Source organism: Pseudomonas sp. TH34, from assembly GCF_016650865.1.
In the GTDB taxonomy this organism is placed as follows: domain Bacteria; phylum Pseudomonadota; class Gammaproteobacteria; order Pseudomonadales; family Pseudomonadaceae; genus Aquipseudomonas; species Aquipseudomonas yamanorum.
The window spans coordinates 17553-32402 of sequence record NZ_JAEKFB010000020.1; the positions used below are offsets into that span (position 1 = coordinate 17553).

At 60.8% G+C, this 14850-nt stretch carries 14 protein-coding genes; 7 read left to right on the forward strand and 7 right to left on the reverse strand.

Going from position 1 to position 14850, the window contains the following annotated elements:
* Positions 1 to 134 precede the first annotated feature (134 nt).
* From JFU58_RS13490 to antA, 4 genes are all read right to left on the reverse strand, one after another.
* Positions 135 to 1535 (reverse strand): amino acid permease, encoded by a 1401-nt coding sequence (locus JFU58_RS13490; RefSeq protein ID WP_003212324.1) that lies wholly within the window; start codon positions 1533 to 1535, stop codon positions 135 to 137.
* Between the two features lie 71 nt (positions 1536 to 1606).
* Entirely contained in the window at positions 1607 to 2614 is a 1008-nt protein-coding gene (gene antC, locus JFU58_RS13495) for an anthranilate 1,2-dioxygenase electron transfer component AntC (RefSeq protein WP_201140899.1), read from the reverse strand.
* A gap of 124 nt (positions 2615 to 2738) precedes the next feature.
* A complete protein-coding gene (antB, locus tag JFU58_RS13500) occupies positions 2739 to 3230 on the reverse strand; it encodes an anthranilate 1,2-dioxygenase small subunit (protein ID WP_201141238.1) in 492 nt (163 codons plus the stop codon).
* Entirely contained in the window at positions 3230 to 4621 is a 1392-nt protein-coding gene (gene antA, locus JFU58_RS13505; protein WP_201140900.1) for an anthranilate 1,2-dioxygenase large subunit, read from the reverse strand. The genes antB and antA overlap by 1 nt, the downstream gene beginning before the upstream one ends.
* 313 nt (positions 4622 to 4934) lie before the next feature.
* Here antA and JFU58_RS13510 point away from each other — a divergent pair, with 313 nt between their 5' ends.
* Positions 4935 to 5933 (forward strand): AraC family transcriptional regulator, encoded by a 999-nt coding sequence (locus JFU58_RS13510; RefSeq protein WP_201140902.1) that lies wholly within the window; start codon positions 4935 to 4937, stop codon positions 5931 to 5933.
* A gap of 144 nt (positions 5934 to 6077) precedes the next feature.
* On the opposite strand, the gene JFU58_RS13515 is transcribed toward JFU58_RS13510, so the two are convergent.
* The gene (locus tag JFU58_RS13515; RefSeq protein WP_167665285.1) at positions 6078 to 6953 is read right to left on the reverse strand and encodes a LysR family transcriptional regulator; all 876 of its coding nucleotides are present in this window, start codon (positions 6951 to 6953) and stop codon (positions 6078 to 6080) included.
* 114 nt (positions 6954 to 7067) lie between these two features.
* Between JFU58_RS13515 and JFU58_RS13520 the strand changes: the two genes are divergently transcribed.
* The 3 genes from JFU58_RS13520 to catA are packed head-to-tail and all read left to right on the forward strand — an operon-like array spanning position 7068 to position 9471.
* Positions 7068 to 8192, forward strand: a complete 1125-nt coding sequence (locus JFU58_RS13520) for a muconate cycloisomerase family protein (protein ID WP_201140904.1) — start codon at positions 7068 to 7070, stop codon at positions 8190 to 8192.
* A gap of 16 nt (positions 8193 to 8208) precedes the next feature.
* Positions 8209 to 8499 (forward strand): muconolactone Delta-isomerase, encoded by a 291-nt coding sequence (gene catC, locus JFU58_RS13525; protein ID WP_003212310.1) that lies wholly within the window; start codon positions 8209 to 8211, stop codon positions 8497 to 8499.
* Positions 8500 to 8541: 42 nt separating this feature from the next.
* Positions 8542 to 9471: a catechol 1,2-dioxygenase gene (catA, locus tag JFU58_RS13530; protein ID WP_201140906.1), complete on the forward strand. Its 930-nt coding sequence runs from the start codon at positions 8542 to 8544 to the stop codon at positions 9469 to 9471.
* 124 nt (positions 9472 to 9595) lie between these two features.
* Here catA and JFU58_RS13535 read toward each other — a convergent pair whose 3' ends face one another.
* Positions 9596 to 10069, reverse strand: coding sequence for an Lrp/AsnC family transcriptional regulator (locus tag JFU58_RS13535; protein WP_003212305.1), 474 nt, complete (start codon positions 10067 to 10069; stop codon positions 9596 to 9598).
* A 142-nt stretch (positions 10070 to 10211) separates the two neighbouring features.
* Between JFU58_RS13535 and kynU the strand changes: the two genes are divergently transcribed.
* Positions 10212 to 11462: a kynureninase gene (kynU, locus tag JFU58_RS13540; RefSeq protein WP_201140908.1), complete on the forward strand. Its 1251-nt coding sequence runs from the start codon at positions 10212 to 10214 to the stop codon at positions 11460 to 11462.
* A gap of 157 nt (positions 11463 to 11619) precedes the next feature.
* Positions 11620 to 13026: an amino acid permease gene (locus JFU58_RS13545; RefSeq protein WP_093202099.1), complete on the forward strand. Its 1407-nt coding sequence runs from the start codon at positions 11620 to 11622 to the stop codon at positions 13024 to 13026.
* On the opposite strand, the gene JFU58_RS13550 is transcribed toward JFU58_RS13545, so the two are convergent.
* A complete protein-coding gene (locus JFU58_RS13550) occupies positions 12972 to 13868 on the reverse strand; it encodes a LysR substrate-binding domain-containing protein (protein ID WP_093202094.1) in 897 nt (298 codons plus the stop codon). The genes JFU58_RS13545 and JFU58_RS13550 overlap by 55 nt on opposite strands.
* A 190-nt stretch (positions 13869 to 14058) precedes the next feature.
* Here JFU58_RS13550 and JFU58_RS13555 point away from each other — a divergent pair, with 190 nt between their 5' ends.
* The gene (locus tag JFU58_RS13555; protein ID WP_201140910.1) at positions 14059 to 14823 is read left to right on the forward strand and encodes a sulfite exporter TauE/SafE family protein; all 765 of its coding nucleotides are present in this window, start codon (positions 14059 to 14061) and stop codon (positions 14821 to 14823) included.
* Positions 14824 to 14850: the final 27 nt, after the last annotated feature.

Here is a 14850-nt window from a genome sequence, read left to right on the forward strand (position 1 = left end):
TCATCAGTACCGGGGCTTTTCATTTGAAATACGATCCAAATGTGGGAGCGGGCTTGCTCGCGAAAGCGGTGTGTCAGTCGACCTACCCGCTGACTGACACTGCGCCTTCGCGAGCAAGCCCGCTCCCACATGGGTTATTGCGCTGTTACTGCCTTCGCGTTATTCAACCGCAACCGGTACGCCACATAGATAATCCCGACCCAAACCGGAATCGCATACACCGACGCTCGCACGCCCGGAATCGCCAGCATCACGCAGATGATCATCAGCATGAACGCCAGGCACAGGTAGTTGCTGAACGGGAACCAGAAGGTCTTGAACGACGGCACCACGCCTTGCTCGCCCATGGCCTTGCGGAACTTGATGTGGGTCAGGCTGATCAGCGCCCAGTTGATCATCAGCGAGGCAACCACCAGCGCAAACAACAGCTCCAGTGCGTCATGCGGGGCGACGTAGTTGATCACCACGCACAGCAGCGTCACCAGGGCCGAGATGCCCAAGGCACGCAGCGGCACGCCTTGCTTGTTCAGCTTCATCAACGCTTTCGGCGCATCGCCTTGCTCGGCCAGGCCGAACAGCATGCGGCTGTTGCAGTACACGCCGCTGTTGTACACCGACAGTGCCGCGGTCAGTACCACGAAGTTGAGGATGTGCGCGGCGGTGTCGTTACCGATCAGCGAGAAGATCTGCACGAACGGGCTGCCGCTGTAGGCATCGCCCGACGCGCCGAGGGTTTGCAGCAGTTGGTCCCATGGGTACAACGACAGCAGCACGGTGAGTGCGCCGACGTAGAAAATCAGGATCCGGTACACCACCTGGTTGATCGCCTTGGGGATCACCTTGCGTGGCTCGCTGGCTTCGGCGGCGGTAATACCCACCAGCTCCAGGCCGCCGAACGAGAACATGATGAATGCCATGGACATCAACAGCCCCATGCCGCCATTGGGGAAGAACCCGCCGTGGCTCCACAGGTTGCTCACCGAGGCCTGCGGGCCGCCGGTGCCGCTGAACAGCAGGTAGCAGCCGAGCACGATCATGCCGACAATCGCCACCACCTTGATGATCGCGAACCAGAACTCGGTCTCACCGAAGAACTTCACGTTGAGGGTGTTGATCAGGTTGACCAGCACAAAGAACACTACCGCACTGACCCAGGTCGGAATTTCCGGCCACCAGAACTGGATGTACTTGCCCACCGCTGTCAGCTCGGCCATGCCCACCAGCACGTAGAGTACCCAGTAGTTCCAGCCGGCGAGGAAGCCTGCGTAACCGCCCCAGTACTTGTGGGCAAAGTGGCTGAAGGAGCCGGCCACCGGTTCCTCGACGATCATCTCGCCCAGCTGGCGCATGATCAAGAACGCGATGAACCCGGCTACCGCGTAGCCCAGGATCATCGACGGCCCCGCCGACTTGAGCACGCCCGCCGAGCCGAGGAACAGCCCGGTCCCGATTGCCCCTCCCAAGGCAATCAGCTGAATATGCCGGTTCTTCAGGCCACGCTTGAGGCCCACCGGGTTAACCATGTCATCCGCCATTAACATTCCCTTCTACTTGTTTTTTTCAGGGTTGATCGCACACCGAACCAGCCCCTCATACCGCTGAGGGGTCAGATATTACTCTCGGTAAACTTTTCGTAATACAGCTGAACGCCATCAAGTGCCTGATCCAGCAGCCATTGTTTGATGGATTCGACCATCGGTGGCGGCCCGCACACGTACATATCCGCCGATTGATCCCGCAATTCGGCCAGGTCGAAATGCTCAGTGAGGTAGCCGCGTTTGCCGGGCCAATCCGAAGGTGGGTCGCTGAGTACTTCGGTGTAGCGAAAGTTTGGGATTTTTTCGGCATAAGCGGCGATGCGGGCGGCCTCGCACAAATCTGCCGCACCGCGCACGCCGTAATACAGATGCACCGGCTGTTGGCAGGCGCTGGCGGCCAGGTCATCGAGCATGCCCACCAGCGCCGATAAACCAGTGCCACCGGCCACCAACACCAGCGGTCGGGTGACATGCCGGAGATAGAAGGCACCCAATGGCGCCTCCAGCAGCACCTCATCGCCCACCTGGCAGCGCTCGCGGATGTAGTTGCTCATCACGCCATCGGGCAGCAGGCGGATCAGGAACTGCAACTGATTGCCCGGGCGGTTGGCGAAGGAGTAGGAGCGCCAACTGTCGGTGCCGGGAATCGACAGGCGGGCATATTGGCCCGGCAAAAAGTCCAATGAGTTCTCAAGCTGCAGGTGCAGGATCGCCGTGCTGGTCGAGATCTGCTGCACATTGCTCACCGTGCTGCGGATTTGTACTGGCTCCGGCGCGTTGCACAGGCTGGAATCAAAATCGAAATAAAACGCCGCGTCGGACTGGACCCGGGTCTGGCAACTGAGCATTTTGCGTTGTTGCAGATCGAGGTTGGAGAGGGCTTCCTCGTCCACGTAGTCCTGAGTGAAATCGCCTGATTCGCAACGGCCCTGGCAGGTGCCGCATACGCCTTCGCGGCAGTCGAGCGGGATCTTGATGCCGTTGCGCAAGGCTGCGTCCAGCAGGATCTCATTGGCGCCCACCGGGAAAAACAGGGTCTTGCCGTCGGCAAAACTGAAGGCCACTTTGTGATTCATATGATCGCTCTCTAAAACGCCCCGTAGCAGCTGCCGAGCCTTGGCGAGGCTGCGTCTGCGGAGTGTCAGGTGCGCCGCAGACGCAGCCTCGCCAAGGCTCGGCAGCTGCTACGGGGGGAGGTGTTCAAAGGTGATAGAAATCCAGCACCGAGTTGATGGTGTCGTTGAGCAGCAGCGCATGCTTGCGGGTGATCAACCAACTGTCGCCATCGGGCTTGAGGCTGTAAGTGGCGCTGCCGTAGAACTGCTCCGACATCGCCAGCCGATAGAACAGCGTGTGCCAGTTCAGCTTCACTTTCAGCAGCCCGTCCGGTTGCTCGGCAATCCGCACGTTGTTGATCAAATGCAGCGTCCTCGGCATCGGTGTGGCCGACGCGGCCTTGCCCGTGCGCAGGCGAAACACCCGATCCTCCAGCCCCGAGCGGTTGGCGTAGTAGATCAACGACATCTCGCGCTTCGGGTCGCGGGTGTAGACGTGTTCCGAGTCCCACTGGGGCAGGTGGAACTCACTCTGCGGGTCGAACAGCTGCACGTAGGCGTCCCAATCCTGGGCATCGCACAGCTCGGATTTACGGTAAAAAAACTGCTCGATCCGGTACTGCAATTGCGCATTCATCATTTCACCTCCCGCAGTTTCAGGGCTTGGGCATCGAGCCCGTCCAGCAGGAATTTCTGCCAGTTGTGGTGCTGGTTGACGTACAGCCCTTCGTGGGTGAATTCGGTGCCGGTCATCGCCGGCTGGATGCCGATGGCTTCGCTGTTGGGCGTCGGCCCGGTTTCCCAACGGTGGCTGCCGCGGGAGATATCGCTCCAGCGCTCCAGGCGGCCCTGGAAGCCGCGCTGGGCTTCGCGAAACTCCACCAGGTCATCCGGCGTGCCCATGCCTGAGACGTTGAAGAAATCCTCAAACTGGCGAATGCGGTTTTCACGGTCGGCGTCAGACTCGTTCTTTACCCCCAGGCACTGGCTGATGATCTCGGTCTTGTTCCAGGCGATGGGGCGGATGATCCGCAACTGCGAGCTGATCTGGTCGAGAAAGAACAGGCTCGGGTAGATGTTCAGGTTGCGCAGGCGGTGCATCATCCATTCGGCCTTTTGCTGGCCGTGTTCTTCGATCAGGCGCGGCATGATGGTGGCGTAGCCGGAGCGGACCGTCGGATTCGGCATGTCACTGAACAACAGGCTGTGGCCATTGTTGAACGCGAACCAGCCGTCATCGGTATTCGCGTCGCCGGCGCCGAGCTTGCTGTAGTCCAGCGTTGTGGCGGAGCCCGTGCCGTTTTCCGTGTTGACCTGCTGGCGATGCTGCACCGTGGCCACGTAGTTGTAGTGCACGGTGCTGACGTGATAACCGTCCAGGCCGTTTTCGTTTTGCAGTTTCCAGTTGCCGTCGTAGGTGTAGGCGGATTTGCCCGGCAGCACTTCCAGCTCACCGGTGGCCGACTGGGCGACCATCATGTCGAAGAACACTTTGGCGTCGCCGAGGAAGTCTTCCAGGCTGTCACTGCCGTTCACGTCGAGGCTGATGAACACGAAGCCCTTGTAGCTCTCGATCCGCGCCTTTTTCAGGCCGCGGGTGGCTTTGTCGAACCCCTCCGGGTATTCCCCCGGCGCCTTGACCTTCACCAGCCGGCCATCGCTCTTGTAGCACCAGGCGTGGAACGGGCAGGTGAAGGTGGACTGGTTGCCCTTGCCGACTCGGGTCAGGGTGGTGCCGCGATGCTGGCAAGCGTTGATCAGCGCGTTGAGCTGGCCTTCGCCGTCGCGGGTAATGATCATCGGCTGGCGCCCGGCGCGCATCGTCACGAAGTCATGTTTGTTGGCCAATTCGCTTTCGTGACAGGCGTAGATCCAGTTCTTTTCGAAGATCAGTTCCATCTCCAGGTCGAACAGCTCCGGCTCGGTGAACATGTCCCGGGCGATGCGGAACACTTCATCCACCGGACGAAAGTCCAGGCAGCCTTCGATAAAGCTTTTCCACTGCTCGACGCTTCTTGCACCACTCATGGGAGGCACCTTTTTTGATAATGGCTAAACGGGTAGGCCATTAAGAGGCTGCGGCGGGGTGGCGGGCTATCCGGTTAATGGGGGAAGGTGGGCCACTTAGTTGGGCACGAAATACCCACGGCGGTGCAGGGCAGTGGTGGAATGCGCTACTGTCTTGCAAGGCGATTGTCGGAAAAGTCGGTGCGTTATCCACTTAATCGACGGTTGCTATCCACCCAGTGGCAATGCCGCTGGCGTGGCGCAAAACTTGCTGTTGCTCTACCAGGACGCGCCGTCAGAGCGCGCCGGCCACAATTGCCGTGGGTGCCCCGTGATGAGTAGCAATACACGCGATATACGTATCGAGCGCTTCGACCTTGAAGGCGCCTGCAGCTGGATGTCCGGCATTTGCGGGCCGTACCGGCTGCAGACCGCGACGCCGGAACGCATCCGCTTTCACCACAGCGCCAATGTGTTCAAGTCCCGCGCCACCACGCTGGGGATTATCGAATACGGCACCGACGTCACCATCGACATCGAAGACGCCGAGCACTTCAGCAGCTACAGCCTGAGCCTGCCGTTGGTGGGCGAGCAGGAACTGAGCAAGAACGGCGAACGGCTCAGTTCCAACCGCGATCAGGGCGTGATCATCTCGCCCAATGAGCATCAAGTGCTGGCGATCTCCGGTGACTGCCGCAAGTTGCAGGTAGTGATCACCCGCGCGGCGATGAGCGAATCCCTGGAAGGCCTGCTGCAACGGCCGATTGAAGCGCCGCTGCGCTTTGAGTCGGTGATGGATGCGGTGGATGGCGCCCCGGCGTCGTGGTGGCGCATGGCGCGGTATTTCATCGCCGAACTGGAGCGCAGCAGCGAGCTGTATGACCAGGCGGCGTTTACCCGGGATCTGGAAAGCTCGCTGATCAAGGGCCTGATTCTCGCCCAGCCGAATAACTATTCCGAAGAACTGCGGGACGTGCTGGGGGTGAAGCTGCCGCACTATCTGATCCGTGCGCGGCAGTACATACACGACAACGCCCGGGAGGCGGTGCATCTGGAGGACCTTGAGGCGGCGGCGGGGGTTTCGCGCTTCAAGCTGTTCGATGCCTTTCGAAAATACTTCGCCCTGTCGCCCATGGCTTACCTGAAGAAATACCGCCTGGGTGCCGTGCGCCAGGAAATTCTCGAACACGGTTCGACCCGCACTATCTCCGAGATCGCCCTGGGTTGGGGCTTTACCCATTTGGGGCGATTCTCGGCCGAGTACCGCAAGCTGTTCGATGAATCTCCCAGCCAGACCCTGCAACGCAACGACGCCCGACGCATGCGTGGATGAACACTTTACTCAAAAACAACGGAGATCAACTGTGGGAGCTGGCTTGCCTGCGATAGCGGTGGCTCAGCTTGTATCTTCTTGGCTGACCCACCGCTATCGCAGGCAAGCCAGCTCCCACAGGGGATTTGTGCCGGTTGTGAAATCTCAGATCAACTCTTCCACCAGTTGCAGGCAATGACTGAGCCCCGGCGACTGGTCATTGATCCGCCGGCTGAGAATGATCGGCGAAGTGGCCGTGGCTTCCACCACCGGGGTATAGCCGATATCGGCACGATGCAGCACCTGCACCGAGGCCGGCACCAAGGTCACGCCCATGCCCGCGCCCACCAGGCCGATGGCGGTCTGCAATTCATTGGTCCACTGCGCCACCTTCAGGCTCAAGCCATGGGCATCGAACAGCGCGATCACATGGTCGGCGTAGCTGGGCCGCGGGTTACCGGGATACAGCACGAAGGGTTCAGCGGCCAATTGCGCCAGGGTGGCCGGGGCGCCCAGCAGGGGATGCCCGGCGGGCAACACGGCCACCAGCCGATCTTCCACCAACACCCGCTGCACAATCGCCGGATCGTCGATGCGAATCCGCCCGAAACCCACGTCTATGCGCCCGGCCTTGAGGGCTTCGACCTGTTGCAACGTGGTCATCTCGGAAAGGCCCAACTCCAGTTCCAGGCCATCATGGCTGCGCAGCCGTCGAATCAACTCCGGCAACACCCCATACAGCGTCGACGGCGCAAAACCGATGCCCAGCCAGGTCTTTTCGCCCAAGCCAATGCGCCGGGTGCTATCGCAAACCTTGCCCAGTTGCTCCAGCAGCACGTTGGCGTGCTCATAGAAAAACCGCCCGGCCTCGGTCAGCCGCAACGGCCGCCCGCGTTCCAACAGGACCACGCCCAGTTCGTCCTCCAGTTGCTGAATCTGCCGGCTCAACGGCGGCTGGGCAATGTGCAGGCGTTCGGCGGCGCGGGTGAAGTTGAGGGTTTCCCCCAGCACCTGGAAGTAACGCAGATGGCGCAGTTCCATAAGGACTCCATTCATACCTTGAGGGTATTGTTCGAGACTCATTCTATATTGGAAGCCAGCAGAGATCCGGAACAGAATCAGGCCAAATCTATAAAGAACCCAACGGGTATTGCCATGCCGATTTGCGCCATCGAGTCGATCGAGACCATCATCGTCGACCTTCCTACCATCCGCCCGCACAAGCTGGCGATGCACACGATGCAGAACCAGACCCTGGTGGTCATCCGTGTGCGCTGCGCCGACGGTATCGAAGGCATTGGTGAATCCACCACCATCGGCGGCCTGAGCTACGGCAATGAAAGCCCCGACAGCATCAAGGTCAACATCGACCGGCACTTCGCGCCGCTGCTGCTCGGTCAGGACGCGAGCAACATCAATGCCGCCATGTTGCGCCTGGAGCGCAGCATTCGGGGCAACACTTTTGCCAAGTCGGGCATCGAAAGCGCCTTGCTCGACGCCCTCGGCAAACGCCTGAATTTGCCGGTCAGCGAGCTGCTCGGCGGCCGCGTGCGGGACGCCTTGCCGGTGGCTTGGACCCTGGCCAGTGGCAACACCGAAAAAGACATCGCCGAGGCCGAGAAGATGCTCGACCTGCGCCGCCACCGCATCTTCAAATTGAAGATCGGTGCCGGTGAAGTCAGCCAGGATTTGGCCCACGTCATCGCGATCAAAAAAGCCCTGGGCGACCGCGCCAGTGTGCGGGTCGACGTTAACCAGGCCTGGGACGAAGCCGTGGCCCTGCGCGCCTGCAAGGTGCTGGGTGACAACGGTATCGACCTGATCGAACAGCCGATTTCGCGCAATAACCGTGGCGGCATGGCCCGGCTCAACCTGTCGAGCCCGGCGCCGATCATGGCCGACGAGTCCATCGAATGTGTGGAAGACGCCTTCAACCTGGCCCGAGAAGGCGCGGCCTCGGTGTTCGCCCTGAAGATCGCCAAAAACGGCGGCCCGCGCGCGGTATTGCGCACCGCGGCGATTGCCGAAGCGGCGGGCATCGGCTTGTACGGCGGCACCATGCTCGAAGGCGGTATCGGTACCCTGGCCTCGGCCCATGCCTTTCTCACCTTGAACAAACTGGCGTGGGACACCGAGCTGTTCGGCCCGCTGCTGCTCACCGAAGACATCCTCGCCGAGCCGCTGGTGTACCGCGATTTCCACCTGCATGTCTCCACCGCTCCGGGCCTGGGCCTGGCCATTGATGAAGAGCGCCTGGCGTTCTTCCGTCGCGATAAATAACCCGAGGACACCTGCGATGTTGTTCCACGTAAAAATGACCGTGAACCTGCCCGTCGACATGAACCCCGAGCGCGCTGCCGGCCTCAAGGCTGAAGAAAAAGCCTTCTCCCAGCGGCTGCAGGAGCAAGGCAAATGGCGCCACCTGTGGCGCATCGCCGGGCTTTACGCCAACTACAGCGTGTTCGATGTCGACAGCGTGCAGGAACTGCATGACCTGCTGATGCAACTGCCGCTTTATCCTTACATGGCCATCGAAGTGAATGCCCTGTGCCGGCATCCATCGTCGATCCGTGAGGATGATCGCTGAGTCTGTTTTTTCACCTAATAATTACAAGATGAGGATTGCACCATGACCATCCGACTTTCCCAGACTGCTCACGCCCAACAGTTTCTCGAAGAAGCCAGCGGCAACCTGAACGACGGCGGCAACCCACGGGCCAAGGCGCTGATCTACCGGATCCTGCGGGACACGGTGAACATCATCGAAGACCTGGAAGTGACCCCGGAAGAGTTCTGGAAGGCGGTCAACTACCTCAACGAACTGGGCAAGAACCAGGAAGCCGGGTTGCTCGCGGCAGGCCTCGGCCTGGAGCATTACCTGGACATGCTGATGGACGCGGCGGACGAGGAAGCCGGCAAATCCGGCGGCACTCCGCGCACCATCGAAGGCCCGCTGTATGTGGCCGGTGCGCCGCTGTCCAAATACGAGGCGCGGCTGGATGACGGGCAGGACCCGGGCGTGCCACTGTTCATGCAAGGCCAGGTGCGCGACACCAACGGCAAGCCGCTGGCGGGCGCGATTGTCGATGTGTGGCAGGCCAACACGGGCGGCACGTATTCGTGGTTTGACGGCACGCAGTCGGAGTTCAACCTGCGTCGGCGAATCGAGACCGATGCCCAGGGCAACTACAGTTTTCGCAGCATCGTACCGTCGGGGTATGGCTGCCCGCCGACCGGCCCGACCCAGCAGTTGCTGGACCAGTTGGGGCGCCATGGCCAGCGGCCGGCGCATATCCACTTCTTCATCTCGGCGCCGGGCCATCGGCACCTGACCACGCAGATCAACCTGTCGGATGACCCGTACCTGCATGATGATTTTGCCTATGCGACGCGGGATGAGTTGATCGCCGAAATTCGCTTCAGCGAGGACGCAAACCTGGCGAAGGAATTTGGTGTGGAAGGGCAGTTTGCGCAGATTGATTTTGACTTTGAGTTACAGCCGGCGGCGGCGCCGGTGGAGCAGAAGCGCATGCAGCGAGTGCGCGCCCTCGAAGACTGAACGCGGTAAAAAAATGTGGGAGCGGGCTTGCTCGCGAATGCGGTGGATCAGTCAATATTTCCGGTGACTGACACTCCGCCTTCGCGAGCAAGCCCGCTCCCACATTGGATCTGTATCGTTTGGCCTACTTGCGAACAACCAGATCGAGCAAATCATCCCGATCCTTGATCTTCTGCAACACGATCTCCGACCGAATATCCATCACCCCCGCCGTGCGGTTCAGGTGGTTCACGATAAAGTCCGAAAAGTGCTTCAAATTACGCGCCTGCACCCGCAGCACATAATTGCTCGCCCCCGTAATCACATACGCACTGGCCACCTCCGGCCATCCCTGCACCTTCTTGATAAACGTCTCGTGCCAATCCTCCACATCCTGGCGCAACGACAGGTGGACGATGGCCTCCAGCTCAATCCCCAGTTGCTCGGCGTTCAACACCGCCCGATAACCACTGATGATTCCCTCGCTTTCCAGCAGGCGCAAACGCCGAAGGCAGGCCGACGGCGACAGGGCGACTTTCTCCGCCAGTTCCTGGTTACTGATACGGCCATCCTGTTGCAGGAAATGCAGAAGGCGCAGGTCGGTGGCGTCGAGAATCATGGTTAGAATAAATCCGCGTGTTTGGGGGTTAAATTCGAATTTCCTACAGCTTAATTAGCCTGTTGCCCGCCACTTTGCACGAAAATTCTCTAAAGCTTCGTTCATTATTTGGCTCATTGTCACTACAAGAACAGGACTGACCATGACCACCCGCACCCATTGCCTGACCCTCGACGCCCAGGATCCGCTGGCGCCATTGCGCAACCAATTCGCCTTGCCGGCCGGGGTGATCTACCTCGACGGCAACTCCCTCGGTGCGCGCCCGGTAGCGGCACTGGAGCGGGCGCAAGCGGTGATCGCCGAGGAGTGGGGCAATGGCCTGATTCGCAGCTGGAACAGTGCCGGCTGGGCCGACCTGTCCCAGCGCCTGGGCAACCGCCTGGCCCCGCTGATCGGTGCTCGCGACGGTGAAGTGGTGATCACCGATACCACCTCCATCAACCTGTTCAAAGTGCTCAGCGCAGCGTTGACTGTGCAACGCGAGCGAGCGCCAAGCCGCAAGGTGATCGTCAGCGAAGCGAGCAATTTCCCCACCGACCTGTACATCGCCGAAGGCCTGACCGAACTGTTGCAACAGGGCTACTCCCTGCGCCTGGTCAATAGCCCGGACGAACTGCCCCAAGCCATCGACCAGGACACAGCCGTGGTGATGCTCACCCACGTCAACTACAAGACCGGCTACATGTACGAAATGCAGGCCCAGACTGCCTTGAGCCATGAATGTGGCGCACTGGCGATCTGGGACCTGGCGCATTCGGCGGGCGCGGTGCCGATCGACCTGCATCAGGCCGGTGCCGATTATGCGATTGGTTGCACCTACAAATACCTCAACGGCGGGCCCGGCTCCCAGGCGTTTGTGTGGGTCAACCCGGCGTTGGTGGATGTGGTCACGCAGCCGTTGTCGGGCTGGTTCGGGCATACCCGCCAGTTCGCCATGGAATCGCGTTATGCGCCGAGCCAGGGCATCGCCCGCTACCTGTGCGGCACCCAGCCGATTACCTCGCTGGCGATGGTGGAGTGTGGCCTGGATATTTTTGCCCAGACCGACATGGCCAGCCTGCGCGCTAAGTCCCTGGCGTTGACTGACCTGTTTATCGAGCGGGTGGAAAGTCGTTGCGCTGCCCACGACCTGACCCTGATCACCCCGCGTGAGCACGCCCGACGGGGTAGCCACGTCAGCTTCGAACACCCGGAAGGCTATGCGGTTATCCAGGCCTTGATCGCTCGCGGCGTGATTGGTGATTATCGGGAGCCGCGCATCATGCGTTTCGGCTTTACCCCGCTGTACACCAGCTTTGCTGAAGTGTGGGATGCGGTGGAAATCCTGGGTGAGATTCTCGATCAGAAAACCTGGGATCAACCGCAATTCAAAGTGCGCCACAGCGTCACCTGATACAACACAAAACCCCTGTGGGAGCTGGCTTGCCTGCGATGCAGGCACCGCGGTCTTTCAGTTAAACCGAGGTGATGCCATCGCAGGCAAGCCAGCTCCCACAAGGTTCAGGGCAAGCAACAAACAGTGCAATCACAATAATAAAGGGGCACGCCACGTGACCACGCCAGACCAAGGCTTTGCCGAAATAACCAATCGCGAACTGGGCCTCAGGCGCCAGCTCACTTCCGGCCAGATGAGCATGATCGCCATCGGTGGCGCCATCGGCACCGGGCTGTTCATGGGCAGCGCCTACGCCATCGGCTATGCCGGGCCCAGCGTGCTGGTCAGCTATGCCATCGGAGCGCTGATCACCTTGTTGCTGATGGGCTGCCTGGCAGAGATGACCGTGGCGCATTCCACCTCGGGCTCGTTCGGCGCGTATGCGGAGTTTTACGTCAGCCCGCTGGCGGGTTTCCTGGTGCGTTATGCGTACTGGGCGGCGATTGTGCTGGCGGTGGGCGCCGAGGTCACGGCGGTGGCGATGTACATGAAGTACTGGTTTGCCAACGTGCCGGAATGGGTGTGGATCGTCTCGTTCTCCAGCGTGTTGATCGTGCTCAACGCCATCAGCGTCAAGACCTTCGGCAACTTCGAGTACTGGTTCTCCACGATCAAGATCAGCGCCATCGTTGGCTTCATCATCCTCGCGGTGTATGTGGTGTTCGGCTCCGGCAATCCGGATTACGGCGTGCAGAACTACACCGCCCACGGCGGCTTTTTCCCGAACGGGTTGAGCGGCATGTGGATCGCGGTGATCGTCTCGATCTTCAGTTACCTGAGCGTGGAAATGATCGCGGTGGCCGCCGGTGAAGCGGCCGACCCGGAGCAGGCGGTGAAGAAAGCCTTCCGCGCGACCATCGTGCGGCTGGTGGTGTTCTACCTGCTGACCCTGGCGCTGATGCTCGCCATCGTGCCGTGGAACCAGGCCGGCCATGCCCAGAGCCCGTTCGTCACGGTGATGCAGACCATCGGCATTCCCGGCGCCACCGGGGTGATGAACTTTGTGATCCTGATCGCCGCCTTGTCGGCGATGAACAGCCAGCTCTACATCACCACCCGCATGATGTTCAGCCTGTCCCGCGCTGGCTTCGCGCCCAAGTCCATGGGTGCCTTGAGCAAGAGCGGGATCCCGTTGAACGCCTTGTTGCTGTCCAGCTCGGGCATTGCCCTGGCAACCCTGCTGAACGTGGTGTACCCGGAAAGCTCATTCACCTTGATGATGGCGATCTCGATGTTTGGCGCGATCTTCACCTGGTTCATGATCTTCCTTACGCACCTGTTTTTCCGCCGCTACCGCAAGCGTCACGGCGGGCCGAAGCTGTCGTTCCAACTGGCGCTGTTTCCCTACAGCACGTTGCTGGGCCTGGTGCTGATGGGCGCGGTGATGGTCACCACGTTCTTCACCGATGCGTTCAAGATGACGCTGGTGTTCGGGGTGCCATTCCTGCTGATTCTGTCGCTGGTGTACTACGTATTTTTCCGCAAGGGCGCGGCCAAGGCGTCGAACAAGGCTTTGGCATAACCCGGTAATTGCTCGAACTCGCGCGCGCATAACAGCAGTTTGCGACAGGCCCAATCCTCGGTCAGGGGTTGGGCCTTGAAGCGCCGTTCCAACGGCCAGCGCTCCAGCGCGGCCAGGGGCACTATGCCCAGCCCGGCGCCCCGGGCAACCATGCGAATCAGCCCGTCAAACCCATCTGCACGGATACGTGTCTGCAAGCGAAAGCCTGCGTGCAATGCCTGTTCTTCCAGGTACACCGCCAGCGCGCTGTCGGCGGCCAGGCCTACGTAGTCGTGCTGCAAGCTGTCGATAAAACTCACGGTGCGCCCGGCCAGCGGGTGATCCAGCGGCATGATCAGCACCAGCGGGTCGTCACGAAAGGGCAGGGTTTGCAGGCCGTGGGTGTCCACCGCATCGGAAATGATCCCCAGGTCTGCCGCGCCCTGGCGCAAGGCGTGGGTGATGCGCAGGCTCGGCAGTTCCTGCAGGTCGATGTCGAGGTTGGGGTGCTCGTGCAGAAAGTCCGCCAACAGTTCCGGCAGGTATTCGCTCAGGGCGGTGGTGTTGCACAGCAGGCGCACCTGGCCTTTGACGCCGTTGGCGTATTCCGCGAGGTCTTGTTGCAGGTGCTCGGCTTGCTGCAGCAGCAGGCGGGCGTGACGGGCCAGGGCTTTGCCCGCCGCTGTCGGGGTGACGCCACGGCGGCCACGCTCCAGGAACTCGATACCCAGCGAGGCCTCCATCGCTCGAATCCGCGCACTGGCCGCTGCCAGGGACAAGTGGCTGCGGCTGGCGCCGGCGGTGATGTTGCCGGTGTCGAGGATGTGCAGGTACAGGCGCAGGTCGATCAGGTCAAAGTGCATGGGCTGGGGATCTCAGTGTCTGTACGGGCCTCTTCGCGAGCAAGCCCGCTCCCACATTTAGATCTGTGAACCCTTTCAAAATGTGGGAGCGGGCTTGCTCGCGAAGAGGCCATCTGCCTCATGCAAAACAAGAGGCTGCCTCAGTATATGGCGAATTTTCAGACATCACCCAAACCTGCAAAATCGACCCATGAATACCTTACTCGCGTTCTACCAAAACCTCGGTCCAGCCCTGACATTGCTGGTGATCGGCACCTTCCTGCTGGCCGGTACGGTCAAGGGCGTCATCGGTCTGGGCTTGCCCACTGTCGCGATGGGCATGCTCGGCCTGGCTATGCTTCCGGCGCAGGCTGCGGCCTTGCTGATCATCCCGTCGACGGTTACCAACCTCTGGCAACTGGCGTTCGGCGGTCATTTGAGTGCCTTGATCAAACGCCTGTGGCCGATGCTCCTGCTGATTTTTCTCGGCACCGGGCTGGGCTCGTTGTGGCTGGGCATGGACGGCGGGCATTGGGTGGTGCGGGCGTTGGGCGGGGCATTGCTGATGTATGCCCTAAGCGGGTTGTTTCTGCCGACCTTCAAGGTGAGCCCGGCCACCGAGCGTTGGCTGGGACCGTTGTGCGGCGTGCTGACCGGGATTATCACCTCGGCCACCGGCGTGTTCGTGATTCCGGCGGTGCCGTATCTGCAAGCGTTGGGTTTGAATCGCGATCAACTGGTGCAGGCGTTGGGGCTGTCGTTCACCGTGTCGACCCTGGCGCTGGCGGCCGGCCTATTCTGGCGTGGCAGCCTGGGCGGCGGCGAATTGAACGCCTCGTTGCTGGCGCTGGCTCCCGCGCTGCTCGGGATGTGGCTGGGCCAGGCCCTGCGCCAGCGCATCAGTGCCGTGCTGTTCAAGCGGGTGTTCTTTGTCGGCATGGCCGCGCTGGGAGGTCATCTGCTGATTAGTGGTTAAGAATCAACTGTTGATTCGTGCTTTTTA

Coding starts and splice junctions, on each gene's coding strand:
- JFU58_RS13515 (WP_167665285.1), bottom strand. CDS start 6,953: ATGGAACTGCGCCATCTGCGTTACTTCCAGGTGCTGGGGGAAACCCTC.
- JFU58_RS13490 (WP_003212324.1), bottom strand. CDS start 1,535: ATGGCGGATGACATGGTTAACCCGGTGGGCCTCAAGCGTGGCCTGAAG.
- antA (WP_201140900.1), bottom strand. CDS start 4,621: ATGAGTGGTGCAAGAAGCGTCGAGCAGTGGAAAAGCTTTATCGAAGGC.
- JFU58_RS13520 (WP_201140904.1), top strand. CDS start 7,068: ATGCCGATTTGCGCCATCGAGTCGATCGAGACCATCATCGTCGACCTT.
- JFU58_RS13550 (WP_093202094.1), bottom strand. CDS start 13,868: ATGCACTTTGACCTGATCGACCTGCGCCTGTACCTGCACATCCTCGAC.
- catA (WP_201140906.1), top strand. CDS start 8,542: ATGACCATCCGACTTTCCCAGACTGCTCACGCCCAACAGTTTCTCGAA.
- antB (WP_201141238.1), bottom strand. CDS start 3,230: ATGAATGCGCAATTGCAGTACCGGATCGAGCAGTTTTTTTACCGTAAA.
- JFU58_RS13510 (WP_201140902.1), top strand. CDS start 4,935: ATGAGTAGCAATACACGCGATATACGTATCGAGCGCTTCGACCTTGAA.
- JFU58_RS13535 (WP_003212305.1), bottom strand. CDS start 10,069: ATGATTCTCGACGCCACCGACCTGCGCCTTCTGCATTTCCTGCAACAG.
- kynU (WP_201140908.1), top strand. CDS start 10,212: ATGACCACCCGCACCCATTGCCTGACCCTCGACGCCCAGGATCCGCTG.
- JFU58_RS13555 (WP_201140910.1), top strand. CDS start 14,059: ATGAATACCTTACTCGCGTTCTACCAAAACCTCGGTCCAGCCCTGACA.
- antC (WP_201140899.1), bottom strand. CDS start 2,614: ATGAATCACAAAGTGGCCTTCAGTTTTGCCGACGGCAAGACCCTGTTT.
- catC (WP_003212310.1), top strand. CDS start 8,209: ATGTTGTTCCACGTAAAAATGACCGTGAACCTGCCCGTCGACATGAAC.